10 protein-coding genes are annotated in these 16,081 nt (G+C 73.0%); 4 read left to right on the forward strand and 6 right to left on the reverse strand.

Going from position 1 to position 16,081, the window contains the following annotated elements:
- Window positions 1-2 precede the first annotated feature (2 nt).
- Both AC1DDU_RS05495 and AC1DDU_RS05500 read right to left on the reverse strand, forming a co-directional pair.
- Window positions 3-2,798, reverse strand: a complete 2,796-nt coding sequence (locus AC1DDU_RS05495) for an FtsX-like permease family protein (protein ID WP_477431903.1) — start codon at window positions 2,796-2,798, stop codon at window positions 3-5.
- Complete coding sequence (locus AC1DDU_RS05500; protein WP_477431905.1) at window positions 2,795-5,194, reverse strand: FtsX-like permease family protein; 2,400 nt, start codon at window positions 5,192-5,194, stop codon at window positions 2,795-2,797. Before AC1DDU_RS05500 ends, AC1DDU_RS05495 begins: the two co-directional genes overlap by 4 nt.
- 128 nt (window positions 5,195-5,322) lie before the next feature.
- Between AC1DDU_RS05500 and AC1DDU_RS05505 the strand changes: the two genes are divergently transcribed.
- Window positions 5,323-5,901 (forward strand): HhH-GPD-type base excision DNA repair protein, encoded by a 579-nt coding sequence (locus AC1DDU_RS05505; protein WP_477431907.1) that lies wholly within the window; start codon window positions 5,323-5,325, stop codon window positions 5,899-5,901.
- The gene (locus tag AC1DDU_RS05510; RefSeq protein WP_477431909.1) at window positions 5,901-6,323 is read left to right on the forward strand and encodes a DUF1801 domain-containing protein; all 423 of its coding nucleotides are present in this window, start codon (window positions 5,901-5,903) and stop codon (window positions 6,321-6,323) included. Before AC1DDU_RS05505 ends, AC1DDU_RS05510 begins: the two co-directional genes overlap by 1 nt.
- A gap of 16 nt (window positions 6,324-6,339) precedes the next feature.
- On the opposite strand, the gene AC1DDU_RS05515 is transcribed toward AC1DDU_RS05510, so the two are convergent.
- Window positions 6,340-6,561: a hypothetical protein gene (locus tag AC1DDU_RS05515; protein ID WP_477431911.1), complete on the reverse strand. Its 222-nt coding sequence runs from the start codon at window positions 6,559-6,561 to the stop codon at window positions 6,340-6,342.
- 132 nt (window positions 6,562-6,693) lie between these two features.
- Between AC1DDU_RS05515 and AC1DDU_RS05520 the strand changes: the two genes are divergently transcribed.
- Entirely contained in the window at window positions 6,694-9,783 is a 3,090-nt protein-coding gene (locus AC1DDU_RS05520; RefSeq protein WP_477431913.1) for an ATP-binding protein, read from the forward strand.
- 19 nt (window positions 9,784-9,802) lie between these two features.
- On the opposite strand, the gene AC1DDU_RS05525 is transcribed toward AC1DDU_RS05520, so the two are convergent.
- The 3 genes from AC1DDU_RS05525 to AC1DDU_RS05535 form a co-directional block, all read right to left on the reverse strand.
- Complete coding sequence (locus AC1DDU_RS05525; RefSeq protein ID WP_477431915.1) at window positions 9,803-11,257, reverse strand: HNH endonuclease signature motif containing protein; 1,455 nt, start codon at window positions 11,255-11,257, stop codon at window positions 9,803-9,805.
- A 760-nt stretch (window positions 11,258-12,017) separates the two neighbouring features.
- Window positions 12,018-12,839, reverse strand: a complete 822-nt coding sequence (locus AC1DDU_RS05530) for an ABC transporter permease (RefSeq protein ID WP_477431917.1) — start codon at window positions 12,837-12,839, stop codon at window positions 12,018-12,020.
- Window positions 12,836-13,852, reverse strand: coding sequence for an ATP-binding cassette domain-containing protein (locus tag AC1DDU_RS05535; protein WP_477431919.1), 1,017 nt, complete (start codon window positions 13,850-13,852; stop codon window positions 12,836-12,838). The genes AC1DDU_RS05530 and AC1DDU_RS05535 overlap by 4 nt, the downstream gene beginning before the upstream one ends.
- A gap of 401 nt (window positions 13,853-14,253) precedes the next feature.
- Here AC1DDU_RS05535 and AC1DDU_RS05540 point away from each other — a divergent pair, with 401 nt between their 5' ends.
- A complete protein-coding gene (locus AC1DDU_RS05540; RefSeq protein WP_477431921.1) occupies window positions 14,254-15,972 on the forward strand; it encodes a choice-of-anchor K domain-containing protein in 1,719 nt (572 codons plus the stop codon).
- Window positions 15,973-16,081 lie beyond the last annotated feature (109 nt).

Below are 16,081 nucleotides of genomic sequence, written 5' to 3' on the forward strand. Positions count from 1 at the left end.
TCTTATCCTTCCTCCACGTTGCGCAGCGCGCCGGCGGCGCGGATGCGCCGGGAGACGAGCAGTGCGATGGCGGTGAGCAGTGCGGCCAGCGCGAGGAACCCGCCGAGGGTGAGCAGCAGGATGCCGGGGTCCAGCCGGTACGCCGGCGCCAGCGGCGAGCCGGTGAACGGCCGCAGGTCGACCGCCGCGAGCACCACGAACGGCACCACTGCGCCGAACAGGGCCCCGGCCACGACCGCGGCGACCGCGGGCGGTCCGATCTCCCAGACGGCAAGGGAGGTGGCCGACCTGCGCGGCGCGCCGAGCGTGCGCAGCAGGGCGAGCACGCGGGCGCGCGGTCCGGAGGCGAGCGCCAGCGTCATCACGATCGCGAGGGCGCTCAAGAGCGCGGCGACGGCGGTCGCCGCGAGCAGCGCCCACCGCACACCCTGCACCGCCGGTCCGGATCCGATGCGGTCGGCGATCTCGTCGGGGGTGTCGACGCGGACGTCCGCTCCGACGACGGCGCGCAGGTCGTCCTCGACGGCAGACACCGCGACGCCCTCGTCCAGGCGCACGAGCACAGTGCGGTCGGTGGGGTCGCGCCCGAGCACGTCCTCGGCGTACGAGGAGTCGATGGCGACCCAGTTCTCCCGCGTCCCGATCGGCACCGGTCCGCGGGTGATGCCCGCGACCTCGGCGTCCACGCCGTCGACGTCGAGAGGCTCGGCATCGCCGATCAGGTCGGCGGCCGCGCCCGAGGCGACCAGCGGCATGGGCGACGCGCCGGGCTCGAGCGAGACGCCGGGCGGCAGCATCCCGGGCCCATCACCCTGCACGGCGCGCAGATCGGCCGCGTCGACGACGAACACCGAGGTGCCGCGCTTGACGCCGTCGATGTCGAGCTTCGCCGGCTCGGCGCCCGAGATGCCGGTGGCGTCGGCGACGCCTTCCACCTCGGCCAGCCGATCGAGCTGGTCGCGCGTGAACGAGGCGCCGGTGATGCGCACGTCGGCGCCGACCTGGGCGCGGGCGGCCTCGGTGATCCCGGTCTGCAGGACCGAGAGCAGGACACCGGAGGACACCGCCACCGAGACGCCGACCACCAGCGCGAGCACCGGGACGAGGCCGATCGACGGCTCCCGGAGCGCGCGGGCGGATCCGAGGAACGCATCGGCGCCGGCACCGGCGCGTGCCCGGCCGAGCACGGCGCGCAGCGGCATCGGATACAGCCGCAGCGTCACCAGGCACGCGACCAGCGCCAGCAGGAGCGGCGTCGCGGCGAGCAGGAGGTCGACGCCGTCGCTGTAGCCGCGGACGAACAGCAGCACCAGGGCGACCGCGGCGAGGCCTGCGAGCACGCCCTCGGAGATGAGCCGCAGCCGCGACCCGCGCTGGCCGAGGTCGGCGCGAACCTGGCGTTCCGCGACGGACGGCGCGAGCACCAGGAGGATGCCGATGGGCGCGAGGGCCAGCACGATCGCCGGGACGAGGCCGGCGACGCCGGGCGTCGCCCCGAGCACGAGCGTGCCGACGAGGACCGCGGCGACGGCGCCGACGACCGCGGGCACTGTTCCCGCGAGGACGCCCTCGACGGCGAGGAGGCGGCGCAGCTGCGCGAGCGACGCGCCGCGCGCGGACAGCAGCCGCAGGCCGGCGCGGCGCCCCTCGAGGATGAGTCGGCACCCCAGCACCAGCACCGCGATCGCGACGCCGACGGGGCCGGCGACGATCATCGCGATCACCGCGGCGGTCGACGCCTCCTGCGCGAGCGCGTACTCGATCTCGGTGGTGATGTCGGCGTCGAAGCGCAGGGCCAGGATGCCGCCCCCGCCGCTGGACTCGGCGACGGTGTGCGAGACGGCTGTCAGCTTGTTGAGCGCCGCGACGGTCTGCTCGGCGTCCTCGCCGTCGATGGTCGCCGTGTCGATGGGATACCAGACCTTCGTGGCGTACGTGCCACCAAGGCCGTCCGCGACCAGCGACGCCGGAGCCGCGTACACCGTCGGAGTCACCACCCTCGCGCGATTGCCGTCGTCGAAGATCTTCGGCGTCAGCACCGACGGCACGTGCTGCCAGTAGTCCGCTTTCGGGTCGACCGCCTCGAAGAGCCCGACGAGGACGACCTCGACCGGCATGCTGAGCATCCCGATCGTGCGCACCTCGCCAACCTTCCAGTCGACCTCGGCCGCGGCATCCGTCGAGGCCACCGCCTCGATGCGGTTGTACAGCGGCACCTCGAGGCCGGACTCCGGATCGATCAAGCCGGATCCCGTGGGCTCCGGCAGGATGACCTGGGTTGCGCTGTTCGCCTCCCCGCCGAGCTCGGGCGGCGGAGTGAGAGTGGTCACCGCGGCCTCCGGCAGCCGGCCCTCGGTGACGCGGATCTCGTCCTCGTACCCGGGATCGAAGGCCACCGTGAGCGCCTGCGTGCGCGACTCGAGCACCTGGTTGTCGCGGCTGGTCGTGATCATGCGCGCCGGCTGGAGGGTGTCGGGCAGCGGCGCGTCGGCGCCCCCGCGGATGCCTTCGACCGCCTGCTGGAAGCCGCCCCACACCTCGTCGGTGGTGAGCGGGACGGCGGTGTACGGCACCTGCGGGAAGCCGCCCGGGTTCTCCGACACGACGTCGCGCTCGGTGGGCGCGAGGCCGTCGAGGCGGTCTCGCAGCGCCGCATCGCCCATGATCCCGAGGGCGATCGGCGCCACCGTGGCGAGGAAGGCGAGCACCGCCACCAGAGCAGCCACGATGCCCGTTCCGCCGAGACCCGACCGGATGTGGTGTGCGACGAGCGCACGCGTCGACACGCGCCGGCTCATCGCGACTCCTCCCCCACCGTCGCGGTGCGTGCCACCCGGCGCACGCCGCCCGCCGCCGCGGCGACGATCACGGCGAGCCCCACGACCACGCAGGCCACCGCGATGGACAGCAGCAGCCACGACATGTCGACGCCGCCGGCGGCGGGCAGGATGCCGGGCGTCACCGCCCGCACCAGCGCCGGGACGATCAGCAGCGCGACGAGCGCGCCGGCCGCTCCTCCCAGCACCACTGCCGCGGCGAACACCCCGCCGAGCTCGGCCGCCCGCATGCGCGCCTGCCGCCGCGGGGTGACTCCGAGCGCCCGCAGCACGCCCACCTCGCGACGGCGCGCGATCGCGAGCGTCTGCACGATCGCGAGCGCCGCGATGAGGGCGAGGACGGCAGATCCGACCGTCGCGATCCACCATCCCGGCACCAGCGCACCGACCACACCCGCCGTCAGCCCCGGCGCGGAGGTCGCGACCGGGCGGTCGCCGAGGGCCGCGCTCAGCGCGTCGTCGGTCTCAGGGGCTCCCGCAGCCCACACCGATCCCGGCGGCACGATCGAGGTGCCCCGCTGCAGCTGCGACACCAGGAGCTGCTCGAGCGGCACGAACAGAGCGCGCGGCGCGGATGCCCCCGGCACGACCTCGACGATCGACGTGATGACGGCGACCCCGCGGCGCCCGGTGCCGGTGTAGCGGAACTCCAGTTCGTCGCCGATGCCGGCTCCCAGGCGCTCGGCGAGCGCGGTCGTCACGCTCGCGGCGACGGGCAGCGCATCGGCGCCGGCCGCACCCGACGCGAACGCACCACCGTCGCCGACCCACAGCACCGCAGCGGTCGTGCCGCCGCGCAGCTCCGCTTCGCCCGAGACGTCGAGGGCCTCGCCGCCGACGGCCTCGAGCGCGGTGATCGCGACGCCGAGGTTCGGGGAGGCGGCACTCGGCGCGGAGCCCAGCAGCAGTCCGAGCAGACGCCACGGCGCGCCGCCCTGCGGCAGGCCGACCTCGGCGACGTACCCGACACCGCCCGCCGGGCCCTCGATCCGCGCGCCCGGCATGGTCAACGCGGTGGGCGTCCCTTGAGCATCGACGAGCACCGCGGTCAGCACGATGGAGTCGGCCGCGGTGGCGGAGCCGTCGACGGCGAGCGTGACGCGCACGCCGGTCGCGGCATCCCCGAGGTCCTGCAGGGCCGGGCTGACGACCCCGTCGGCTTCGTCCGCAGTCGCGGCGAGCGCGGCCTTGTCGACCAGGCCGCCCGCGGAGGTCACGACGGGATCGATCGCCGACGCGGGCGTCGACACCAGCTGCAGGTCGTCGAGGGAACCCGATTCGACGTCGGCCACCAGCGCGGGGGCGGCCGCGACGATGTCGGGAACGGCGGCGGCGTCCGCGACATCGGCCGGAGAGACCGTCTGCGGCTCGGTGTCGACGCGCAGGTCGGCGCCAGCCACGACCGCGGCCGAATCGGTCGTCATGGCCGTCCACGTCGCGGTGTACGCGGCCGTGAACACCGCCTGCGCGACGGTGAGCGCCACAAGGAGCACCGCGACGGCGAAGATCGGGATGCGGCGGGCCACCTGTCGTGCCGGATAGCCCGGCTCGAGCGCCGGCGCGACGGCGGCCGGGCGTGCCCACGCCACCGCCGCAGCGCCGAACACCGCGAGCGCGGCCACGGCGCCCGCCATCAGCACGACCGCAGGAGCGATCGCCACGATCGGATCGAAGCCCGCCCCCCGTGAGAGCGGCAGCTGCCACACCACCAGCGCGGATGCGAGGAGGAGCACGACGACGAGGGCAGCCGTGGTCGCGCGCGTCCCCCGCGAGGAGCGCCCTTCCCCGCGGCGCAGCGCGATCGCGAAGGTCACGGCCAGGAGGAGCCCCGTCCCCGCAGCCCATGGCCACGAGGCGAGCGTGTCCGAGGGCACGGCGCCGACCAGCGGCGCGGCGCCGATGGCGAGCACGAACCCGATCGCGGTGCCGGCGAGGGCGACGACGGCGCCCTCTGCGGCATCCGTCCACCAGGCCTGCGCACGGGAGAAGCCGCGTGCGCGGATCGTCGCGGTCTCGTACTCGCGTGCCGCGGCGACCAGGCGGGCCAGCTGCGCCACCGCCGTGCCGGCGAGGAGGGCCACCAGGATCACGAGTGCGGGCGCCGCCGATGCGAGCGCCGCGGCCCCGTCGGCGACCTGCGCGGCGACCTCGTCGGGGTCGACGCCCGGCGGGGGCGGGTCGCCGGCGATCGCGACGGCGTGGGAGAGCCATGCGAGCGCGAGGCATACGGTGGCGACCGCGACGGCGACCGTCGCCGCGGTGCTCCCCAGGAGCCCGGCGCGGGCCGCGGAGCGGATCCACAGCAGGCGTGCGCCGGACAGGGCGCGTGATCGCGACGCCGCGCGATGATCGGGCATGGGCTCGGTCCTCCGCGGTTCGTCGGTCGCTGACGTGGGCTCCTGCCAACCTAACGGACGCTCGCTCCTCACGCTCGGGACGGCATCCCCGGCTGTGGAGCACCGGGCGCGGATGGGAGACTGACGGCATGACGCTCCACATCACGGGCGACGCCGACGCCGATCGCCTCCTGACCGACGACCCGCTCGCACTGCTCATCGGCATGCTCCTGGACCAGCAGGTCGCGATGGAGACGGCCTTCGCAGGGCCGCTGAAGATCGAGCAGCGCGTGGGAAGCCTGGATGCCGCCACTCTCGCCGGCTACGACCCCGAGTCGTTCGTCGAGGAGTTCAAGAAGACGCCCGCCGTGCACCGGTTCCCGGGCTCGATGGCCGCACGCGTGCAGGCGCTGTGCGCCGCCGTCGAGCAGGACTGGAGCGGTGATGCCGCCGCCATCTGGACGCAGGGCGAGCCGGACGGCGCGACCGTGCTGAAGCGGCTGAAGGCGCTGCCCGGCTTCGGCGAGCAGAAGGCCAAGATCTTCCTGGCGCTGCTGGGCAAGCAGTACGGGTACACCGGCGACGGGTGGCGGGAGGCATCCGCTCCCTATGGCGAGGACGGCTCGCACCGCAGCGTCGCCGACATCGTCTCGGCCGACTCGCTCGTGAAGGTGCGCGAGCACAAGCGCGCCATGAAGGCCGCGGCCAAGGGCGGCGGGGGCGTCTGATGCAGAAGACCGGAGGGGTCGTCGACGAGTTCATCGCCGCCGTCGCGCCGGTGAAGCGGCAGCGGGATGCCGCCACGATGGTCGCGCTCCTGCGGGAGATCACCGGGCGTGAACCCGAGATGTGGGGGACGATCGTCGGCTTCGGCTCGTGCCACTACCGGTATCCGACCGGGACCGAGGGCGACATGCCCGTCGCCGCGTTCGCCCCGCGGCGGCAGGCCACGACGGTCTACCTGCTCGACACGGGGGCGCACACCGCGCAGCTGGCGAAGCTGGGCCCGCACGACACGGGTGTCGGATGCCTCTACATCAAGGACCTCGACCAGGTCGACACCGAGGTGCTGCGCGAGATCGTCGCCGAGGACTACCGTCGCGTCCTCGAGGGCGACACCGGCTCCGCGACGATCACCGTCACGGACTGACGTCGCACCGACGGCCTCACCCGCCTGACGGTCGGGCCGTGCGGCGGGCGCGCTCGTTGCCGCGCTTGTAGTCGCCCGTCACCCGGGCCATCAGCTGCTGCGGGTCGCCGCGCTCCACGTCGGCGAGGAACTTCTGCGCCGCGGCGTTGCGGAGGATCGCGGCCCGTCGGCCGTGGTGTCGGATCTCCACCTGGGCGCCGATGACCGCGAACTCGAACCCGTCAGGCGTGCCGCTCATCGTCCCAGCATCGCGGATGCACGGAGGTCGCGCACGGGACGGCGACTGCGCGTACGTCGGGTGCCGGCGCGCGTGCGTCGGGTCGCGGCGTGCACGCCGGTCGAGGCGGGTGCGCGTCCTAAGGTGGACGACGTGCGGCTGAGGTTCTTCGGAGGGCTCGCGGCGGAGGCGGACGGCGCCCCGCTCGAGGTCCGCGGGCGCGGGCAGGAGGCGCTGCTGCTGCGTCTGGCCCTCGACGCCGGTACCACCGTGGCCTACCGCTCCCTCGCCGAGGACGTGTGGCCCGACGATCTTCCCGAAGACCCGCGCGCCGCACTGCAGTCGCTCGCCTCACGGCTGCGCCGCGTGCTCCCTACGGGGGTGCTCGAAGCCGTGCCCGGTGGATACCGGCTCGCCGTCTCCCGCGACGACGTGGACATCGCGCGGTTCCAGGACCTGGTGGCCCGCGCACGGCGCGCGGAAGACCCGGCCGAGGCCGCGACGGATGCCCGGGCCGCTCTCGATCTGTGGCACGGCGACCCGTGGACGCCCGGCGAGGGCTTCGACTGGGTCGTGCGCGACCTCCTCGAGGACCGCGCCCACGCCGAGCGCATCGCCGCGAACGGGTCCTCGGGCGAGGCTGCGCCGCACGCGGCGGGCGAGCCCGCACCAGGCGGGGGTTCTTCCGCCGGTGGCGAAGCCGCTGATGAGCGCAGCGTGCATGCGTCGGTCGCGGAGTCGGCCGTTCCCGCGTCGCTGACCCCGCTGATCGGGCGGCGCCATGAGCTCGAATCGATCGGCGAGCAGCTCCAGGCCGAGCGGCTGGTCACCCTGATCGGCCCGGGCGGCGCGGGCAAGACCACGCTCGCTTTCGAGACCGCGCGTCGCCGGCCCGGATCCATCGTCGTCGAGCTCGCCCCGGCGGCGCCGGGCGAGGTGTGGGCGGCCGTCGCCGGTGCGGTGGGTCGCAGCATCCGTGTCGGCGAACTCGTGTCGACGAGCGCGCGCGAACGTGTGGCCGAGGCGCTCGCGGGCCGGACGCTGCTCGTCGTGCTCGACAACTGCGAGCATGTCTCGCTCGAGGCGGCGGACGTCGCCCTCGACCTGCTGCGGGGTGCGCCGGGGGCACGGATCCTCGCGACCAGCCGCGAACCGCTGGGTCTGGCCGGGGAGGCGTTCGTCGACCTCGGCCCGCTTCCCGGCGCCGACGCGCGCGAACTGTTCGCCCGTCGCGTGCGGGCGGCACGCGGTACGCCGCCGTCGCCCGACGAGGAGGAGGCCGTCGCGCGCATCGTCACGCGGCTCGACGGGCTTCCGCTGGCGCTGGAGCTGGCGGCCGCGAAGGCGCGCACCCTGACGATCGCCGAGATCGACCGCGGCCTCGATGACCGGTTCGCCCTCCTGGCGACCGGCCCTCGCGCGGTCGAGGCGCGGCATCAGACGCTGCGCGCGCTCATCGACTGGAGCTGGGAGACGCTGACGGATGCCGAGCGCACCGCGCTGCGTGCCGCCGCGGTGTTCCCGGACGGCGTGGACGTGCGGGACATCCCCGCGGTCGCCGAAGGGTTCGGGGTCGACCCCGACGCTTTCGAGGGACTCGTCGACAAGTCCCTGCTGCGACGGACGGACGGGCGCCTGCGCATGCTCGAGACGGTGCGCGAGTACGGCATCGACCGGCTGCGGACGGAAGGACGCGAGGCCGGGTTCCGCGCCGTGCAGGCACGGACGATGGCACGACTCGCCGCCCGCGAGGATGCGCGGCTCCGCGGACCCGAGGTGCGAGAGGGCCTCGCGTGGTTCGACGCCGACGAGGAGAACCTCAGCGCGGCCCTGCGGGCGTGCTCCGAGCAGCCGGGTCTGGAGGAGGTCGGCGTGCGCCTCGTCCGGGCGTCTTTGTGGGCGTGGCTCATGCGGGAGCGCTTCGAGGAGCTCGTCTCCGGCCTCTCCCGCTTCTTCGACGCCGCGGAGGCGATGGACTCCGAGCCCGCCGTCGTCGTGCGCGGCGTCGGGCTGCTGGGCCGCGCGTTCGGCGAGAGTCGAGGCGATGCCGCGGGACCGATCGGCCCCGTCGTGCCCGCGGATCCGGCCCGTGACGACGGCGACCGGATCCGCACCTCCGGGATCGAGCTGCTGGAACGCGAGACACCCGCGGTCGTCGCCGCCGCTGCCGCGCACCCGAGCGAGCTCTCGGCCGTGGTCGGTCCGCTGCTTCGCGGCATCCTGACGACGATCCGCACGACGCCTCCCGGCAACCCCTGGCCGCGCAACACGGCGATCGAGGATCTGGGGCCGGACGCACCCGAGTGGTCTCGCGCCTTCGTGAGCATGCTGCGCTCGGCCGTCGCCCAGAACGCGGGCGACACCGCCACGCTCGGCGTCGAGAGCGAGAAGTCGCTCAGGATGTTCCGCGAACTCGGTGACGTGTGGGGCACGGCGTTCGCCAGCCAGATGCGGTCGGAGTGGCTGCAGCTCGCGGGAGACCTCGAGGAGGCGCTGGAGGTCGCCGACACGTCCAGCGCGGCGCTGCTGGGGCTGACCTCGACCGCCGACGCGGTCCAGCAGCGATCGCAGAGCACCGGGCTGCTGTTGCGGCTCGGCCGCGTCGACGAGGCCCGCACCCGACTCGCCGAGACGATGCAGCTCGCCCGCGCGAAGGAGTCGCCGCAGGCGATCGCGCAGGCCCAGCTGGACGGTGCCGCCATCGAGATCGCCGTCGGCGACGGGGATGCCGCGCTGCGCCTGCTCGAGGCCGTCGACGTCAGCGGGGCCTCGTTCCCCGATCAGCTGAAGGCGTGGTCGCAGTCCAAACGCGCGCAGGCGCTGATCCTGCTGGGACGTCTTCCGGATGCCGCCGCCGCCCTGCGCGTCGCGCTGCCCGCCGCCACGCGCAGCGGCGACCACCCGATCATCTCCGACACCGCGGTCTCGATCGCCGGCTGGCTCGCTGCGAACGGGAGGGATGCTGACGCCCGGCGTGCGCTGCAGGCCGCGACGACGTTGCGCGGCGGGGTCGACGCTCGCGAACCGTTCCTGCGCGTCATGCGCGAACGGCTCGGCACGGGCTCGCTGGCGATCGCCGCGGACGCGGACCTGCCGGCAGGCGAGGTCGGGCCGGGAGACGGTGCGACGGCCGCAGTCGGTGCGAGCGGCGCTGCCGAAGCGGGAACCGGACCCGGTGCGCTTCCGAGCTCGCCCGCTGAGGCGCAGGATGACCTCGCGGTGCTGACCGCGCTCCTGGGCTGAGCGCTCGGCACGCGGCTGCTCAGAACGGGGCATCGCGCGACCCGCGGACGAGCATCTCCGCGAACACGCTCGACGGCACGAACCGGACCACTGGCGGCGGTTTGTCGAGGTGACGGCGCCCGGTGGGGCTCCTCCATTCGAGCACCCCACCTCCGAGCTGTCGCACGCGCCATGGGCTCGCGTGCTTCAGGGTGTGGTGGCGTCGGCAGAAGTGGGCGAGATTCGCGTCCTGCGTCGATCCGCCCCTGGCATGGTCGACGGTGTGGTCGATGTCGCACCGAGTGGGACGGCGCGAGCAGCCCGGGAACCGGCATCGTTCGTCCCGCGCCCGGAGGAACCGGCGAAGCTCAGCGCTGGGACGATACCTGTCGACCGCCAGCGGAAGTCCCGTATGCGGGTGGAACATGACGCGATCCCAGCCGCTCGCACCGCCGGCGAGCTCACGGGCCGTCGAGGGGTCGATCGGCCCGTATCCCGTCAGGAGCGCGGGTTCGTCGTCTTGGCCCGCCGCGGTCAGCACCGGGATCGTGATCTGCACGTGGCCGCGGATCGCCGCCAGAGCATCGCCGTCCCCATGGGCGGTCGGCGCTCCGGTGAGAACGAGATCGGCGAAGATGTCGGCTCGAAGCTCATCGAGCGTTCGACTCTCCCCCGTCGGTCCGGTGCACGACGTCGCCGCCCGGTCCGCGTCAGCGCACGGTTCGGCCGCCGCCGACGCCGGCTCCTTTCCCGGCGTCGCAGCGGCCTGCGGTCGACGGCTGTGCGCGCCGGACCCATCGCGTACTGCTGCGCCGCGATCCGCTCCGTCCGCCGGATCTCCGGAGGCACGCTCCTCCTCCGCCATCCGGGTGAGGCGGTCGAAGATGGCGTGGGCGAGGACCGCCGGCAGGTCGGCGAGCAGGCGCGCCATTCCGTCATCGAGATCGATGAGGCGGATGCGGCGCTCGGCAGCAGCACGTCGACGAAGCTCCGCCGCCATCTCGGGATCGATGCGCGCCGCGACGACACGCGCGATCGCCCGCAGCCGGGCGGGCGTCTCGAACTCGGCGGCCTCGAGCAGGATGCGCTCGTACTCGGCGCGCATCGATTGATCGCTGATCGCGGCGCCGCTGTCGGTGATCGCCATCGCGTGCGCCAAGTCGATCTGCCCCTCGCGCAGTGCGCAGAACGTCTTCGCGAACGCCTCGACGAGAGTGCTCGCCGCCGACATCCGTGCCTGGACGGTGCGGTCGCTCAATCGCATGGCCGCGCCGAGCTCACTCGACACCTCGCGCAGCGGCAGCTCGTGAGCAGTACGCCGGCCGGCGATGCGCCGCTCCTCCTCGCGTGCGCGGACGACATCGGAGGCTTCGTCGAGCAGTCGCGCCTCCTCCGCCTGCAGGCGTGCGATCTCAGACCTGGTCGCCTGCACCGCCGAGACCACCCGCTCCAGTGCACCCCAGGCCGCGTCGCCGGTGCCGACTTCGTGCCCCATGTCTCTCCCGCAGAACGGCGCCACAGACGGTGCGACGGAAGATCGAACGAAGGTGGGCACGAGTCCGATCCAGAGCCCCAGTATAGAACATAGTTACGAATCTCGTAACCCTCCCGCCAGCAAAGTCTCAGGGACAGGGGGCGGTCATCTCTCGACTGGCAGCCGAGCGCGCTGAAAGGTGGAGCGCACACCAGAGGGCCGCTCCCGCGGGCTGTCAGCGCCCGAATGGCCAGTCATCGGGATACGTGAAGGGCACCGCAACGACCTGCACATCACCCTCATACGTGACTCTTCCGGGAGCGGTCCTCCGCAGTTCGACCCATCGCACTCCATAGCGATCCAAGAGATCGAGGTATCCCCGCGTGAGATCGAGGAGTTCGTGCGCCGATGACTTGAACCAGGATCTCGCTCCCGGGTTCACGATCGGGTCGTAACAGTCCGGCACCGCTCTCGATGGGTCTGGATAAGTCGCCTCGGCGTGATCATTCGACTCACGGACCCACCTCGCGTCCCGCGAAGACAGCTGGTTCTCGCTCGCCAGGCCGTTCACGAGGGCGAACACCCCCGGGTACCGGCCGCGACGATTCGGAACAAGGCTCTGAAAGCGGACGAATCCCGTCATCGTGCGAATCTAGACGGCTCGCACACACCGGTCTGGATCCGCGCCGCCCCGCTCAACAGGGAAGGGCCGGAGCAGCCTCACGCCACTCCGGCCCGCCCACCGGGACCCGCGGCTCTCGCCACGGGTCCCGGCATCCGCTCATGCCTTGCGCATGTACGCGCGCACCGTGAGCGGCGCGAACACGGCCACGATGACCGCCGCGCCGAGCAGCGCGACGAAGACGTCGCCGGTCACCACGCCGTCGTTGACGAGCGAGCGCACGGCCGTCACGAGGTGCGAGACCGGGTTCATCTCGACGAACCACTGCAGCCAGTCGGGCATCGTGTCGGCGGGGACGAACGCATTCGACAGGAACGTCAGCGGGAAGAGGATGAGCATCGAGATGCCCTGCACGCTCGACGCGGTGCGCGCGATCACGCCGAAGAAGGCGAAGATCCAGCTCATCGCCCACGAGCAGGCGATCACGAGCAGGCCGGCCGCGATCACGCCGCCGAGTCCGCCACCGGGGCGGAAGCCCATGATGAATCCCATCGTGAAGGTGAGCGTCGTCGCGATCGTGTACCGCAGGGTGTCGGCCAGCAGGGCTCCCGACAGCGGCGCGATGCGCGCGATCGGCAGCGACCGGAACCGGTCGAACACGCCCTTGTCCATGTCCTCGCGCAGCTGCACGCCGGTGACGACCGAGGTCGTGATGACGGTCTGCACGAGGATGCCCGGGATGATGATCGGCAGGTAGTTCTGCACGTCGCCGGCGATCGCACCGCCGAAGATGTACGTGAACATCAGGGTGAAGATGATCGGCTGCACCGTCACGTCGATGAGCTGCTCGGGTGTGCGACGGATCTTCAGGATGCCGCGCCACGCCATGGTGAGCGTGTTCTGCACCGTGAGCGTCAGGCTCGTGCGGTTCGAGAGGCGCCGGTCGGACACCGGCACGATGGGGGTCGCGATGGCGGTCATGCGCGCACTCCTTCCAGGTCGTCGGCCGTCGCGTGGGCGGCCTCGTCGTCTTCCGGCACGCCCTTGCCGGTGAGGGTGAGGAAGACCTCGTCGAGCGTCGGCTGCTGCACGCTCAGCTCCTCGAGGTGCAGGTCGGCCTCGCGGAAGGCGACCAAGAGGTCGGCGACCCGGTCGGGGTCGCTCATCGGTACGGTGAGGCGCGCGGCCTCGGGCGACACGACAGCGGTGACGCCGAGCACCCGGGCGATCTCGCGCTGCGCCTCGGCGATGTCGGAGCCGGCGCGCAGCCGCAGCAGCAGCGACGCCTGACCGACCGAGGCCTTCAGCTCGAGGGCGGTGCCCTCGGCGACCACGGTGCCGCGGTCGATGACGGCGATGCGGTCGGCGAGCTGGTCGGCCTCGTCGAGGTACTGCGTGGTCAGCAGCACGGTCGAGCCGGTCGCGACGAGGCGGCGGATCGTGTCCCACATCTGCCCGCGGGTGCGGGGATCGAGGCCGGTGGTCGGCTCGTCGAGGAAGATGAGCGGCGGCTGCGCGATGAGGGATGCCGCGAGGTCGAGCCGGCGGCGCATGCCGCCGGAGAACTTCGCCAACGGCCGGGTGGCGGCCTCGGTGAGCGAGAACTCCTCGAGCAGCTCCGACGCCTTGCGCTTCGCGTCGGTGCGCGAGAGCCCGAGGAGCCGCCCGAAGATGACGAGGTTCTCGGTGGCCGAGAGCGTCTCGTCGACGGACGCGAACTGCCCGGTGAGGCCGATGAGCTGGCGCACGATCTGCGGGTCGCGCACGACGTCGTAGCCGAAGATCTCGGCCCGGCCGGCGTCGGGGCGCAGCAGGGTGGCCAGCATGCTGATGGTGGTGGTCTTGCCCGCGCCGTTGGGGCCGAGCACGCCGTAGACGGTGCCGGCTTCGACGGTCAGATCGACGCCGTCGACCGCGCGGTTGCTGCCGAAGCTCTTCACGAGCCCTTCGGCGCGGACCGCGGGGGTGCGGGATGCGGAACTGGTGATGGTCATGGGATTCGCCTTTCGACGTCACCCAGAGTGCGCCGCGGGCGCTGTCGCGACGCTGTCGACGGATGCCTCCTCCTGCCGCCGCGCTGTCACAGCGCTGTCACGCGGGAGCCCGGCATCCCGGCTCCTCCCGAACATTCTTCGGGGCGCGCGTCATGAACCTCCGGCATGGACGTCTTGCTGAGTGAAGAGCGCTCGTCGCCGACCCGAAAGCGGCGGCGGGCGATGCACCGTCGCACCCCGCCCGAACGGGGTGCGATGCACCGTCGCACCCTGCCCGAACGGGGTGCGATGTATCGTCGCGCCCTGCCCGCACGGGGCGCCTACCTGGGGGTTCTCCGATGCGTCCTGCTCACGCGCGCCCGCGCGCCTTGAAACAACCTGCCCACCGGTCGCGGCGCCTCATGGCGACGCTCACCGCGGCGCTGCTGATCGCCCCGGCGACCGTCGCCGTGGGGGTCATGGCCGATGCCGCGCCCGCGTCGGCGTCGCAGCTGTCGATCCCGCTGACGGAGGACGTGCAGGCACGCATGACCTCGCACACCGGCTGGAACGCCGACGTCGCGCCTGCTCCGAACACGGGCGACTGCGTGCGCTACGGCTCGGCCGCCGACAGCGTCACGACCGGCCCGATCGCCAACCCCGGCGGCTCGGCCGGCACCGAGGCCGCCGCCTGGGCGGACGGCGCGACCGACTGGGTCACGTACGACGACACGGCCTACTCGGCCCACGGCAGGGGCGGCTCGGGCTGCAGCACGCAGCTCGACCTGTCGTCGCAGAGCGCGGTCGGCTTCTCCCCCGCCGCGGTCCCGTCGGTGCAGACCGGCGTGGCCTTCAACCTCGGCCGCATGGTGCACCGCAACAACCCGGTGTACACGTCGAACCAGTGGTTCCAGGGCGTCATGGACGTGCGCCTGCTCGGCATCGACCTGTCGTACGCCTGGCGCCTGCACGAAACGCCCAATCAGGTGAACCCGCCCCAGGATCCGGCCAACAACGACGTGCTCGAGTTCGTCAACACGGTCAGCGAGACCTCGTTCGAGGGCCCCGACGGCAACCGCTACACGCTCGTCGTGAGCGGATTCGCATCGCCGCTGGGCGACGGCACGTGCGCCGCGACGCTCGACGCGCCCGGCGACGCCATCAACCGCTTCGAGACCGTGGAGCGCACCTCGACCTACGGATGCCTCTACGGCACGATCCAGCAGGTCCGCAGCCTCACCGTCACCAAGGTCGCCGAGGCGCCGTACTCGGCTCCGGCCTCGATCCCGGCGTTCGGCTTCACCACCACGGTCGACACCCCCGGCTCGGCGTGGGACGCCGACGCGGCGCTCACCCCGACCGGACTCGGCGCCGCGGGTGCGGCATCCGTCACCCGCGACGTGGTCGTCGGCGAGACCGTGACGATCACCGAAGACGCCACCGCGGCGCCGTGGTCGTTCACGAGCCTCACGTGCGTCGACGGCACCGACGCACCGCTCGACATCGTCTCGGGCGGAACGGTCACCTTCACGGGCGTTCTCGCGGCGGCGGACGCTGCGTCCGCACCGATCACGTGCACCTACACGAACACGTTCGACCCGCGCGGTTCGCTCGCGATCACCAAGACGGTGACGCCCCGCGACGGCACGCCGGCCGACGGCTTCACCGGTGGCGACGACCGCGTGTTCGACGTGGACTACGCGTGCACCTTCGACGGTGAGACCGTGGCCGCCGGCACCGCGGCCGTGACGATCGGCGCTGCGGCGACCGTCGCCGACCTGCCGGTGGGCGCCGACTGCGCGGTGAACGGTGAGGACGTCACGACAGCGAAGGGCGACTTCACCGACGCGACGTTCCGCTGGGACGGCTACGAGGTCACGTCGGCGTCGGTGACGGTGACCCCGGATGCCGCGGCCACCCTCGCGGTCGTCAACCGGTTCGTGCGCGAGACGGCGACACCCCCGGTCACGCCACCGGTGACCCCGCCGGTCACCCCGCCGACGTCGACCGGCACGCCGAGCGGTCTGCTGGCGATCACCGGCTCCGGCCCCGTCCTGCCGCTGGCCCTCGCGGGCGCGGTGCTGCTGGCCGGCGGCGCAGTGGCCGCGTTCCTCGTGCGACGCCGTCGCATGCAGGACTGAGACCGCGGGCGCGGCCCGGGGGACGCTCCCCAAGTTCCAGCAGGCCGCGCCCGCCACGCCGAGAGAGGCATCTCGGCACCCGGGGGTCCGCGTCACAGCGCGCGGGCCC

Source organism: Microbacterium sp. 05T445 (assembly GCF_056395865.1).

Excerpts from the sequence above, each read along its gene's own strand:
- AC1DDU_RS05495 (WP_477431903.1), bottom strand. The coding sequence starts at position 2,798 with ATGAGCCGGCGCGTGTCGACGCGTGCGCTCGTCGCACACCACATCCGG.
- AC1DDU_RS05500 (WP_477431905.1), bottom strand. The coding sequence starts at position 5,194 with ATGCCCGATCATCGCGCGGCGTCGCGATCACGCGCCCTGTCCGGCGCA.
- AC1DDU_RS05505 (WP_477431907.1), top strand. The coding sequence starts at position 5,323 with ATGACGCTCCACATCACGGGCGACGCCGACGCCGATCGCCTCCTGACC.
- AC1DDU_RS05510 (WP_477431909.1), top strand. The coding sequence starts at position 5,901 with ATGCAGAAGACCGGAGGGGTCGTCGACGAGTTCATCGCCGCCGTCGCG.
- AC1DDU_RS05515 (WP_477431911.1), bottom strand. The coding sequence starts at position 6,561 with ATGAGCGGCACGCCTGACGGGTTCGAGTTCGCGGTCATCGGCGCCCAG.
- AC1DDU_RS05525 (WP_477431915.1), bottom strand. The coding sequence starts at position 11,257 with ATGGGGCACGAAGTCGGCACCGGCGACGCGGCCTGGGGTGCACTGGAG.
- AC1DDU_RS05530 (WP_477431917.1), bottom strand. The coding sequence starts at position 12,839 with ATGACCGCCATCGCGACCCCCATCGTGCCGGTGTCCGACCGGCGCCTC.
- AC1DDU_RS05535 (WP_477431919.1), bottom strand. The coding sequence starts at position 13,852 with ATGACCATCACCAGTTCCGCATCCCGCACCCCCGCGGTCCGCGCCGAA.
- AC1DDU_RS05540 (WP_477431921.1), top strand. The coding sequence starts at position 14,254 with ATGGCGACGCTCACCGCGGCGCTGCTGATCGCCCCGGCGACCGTCGCC.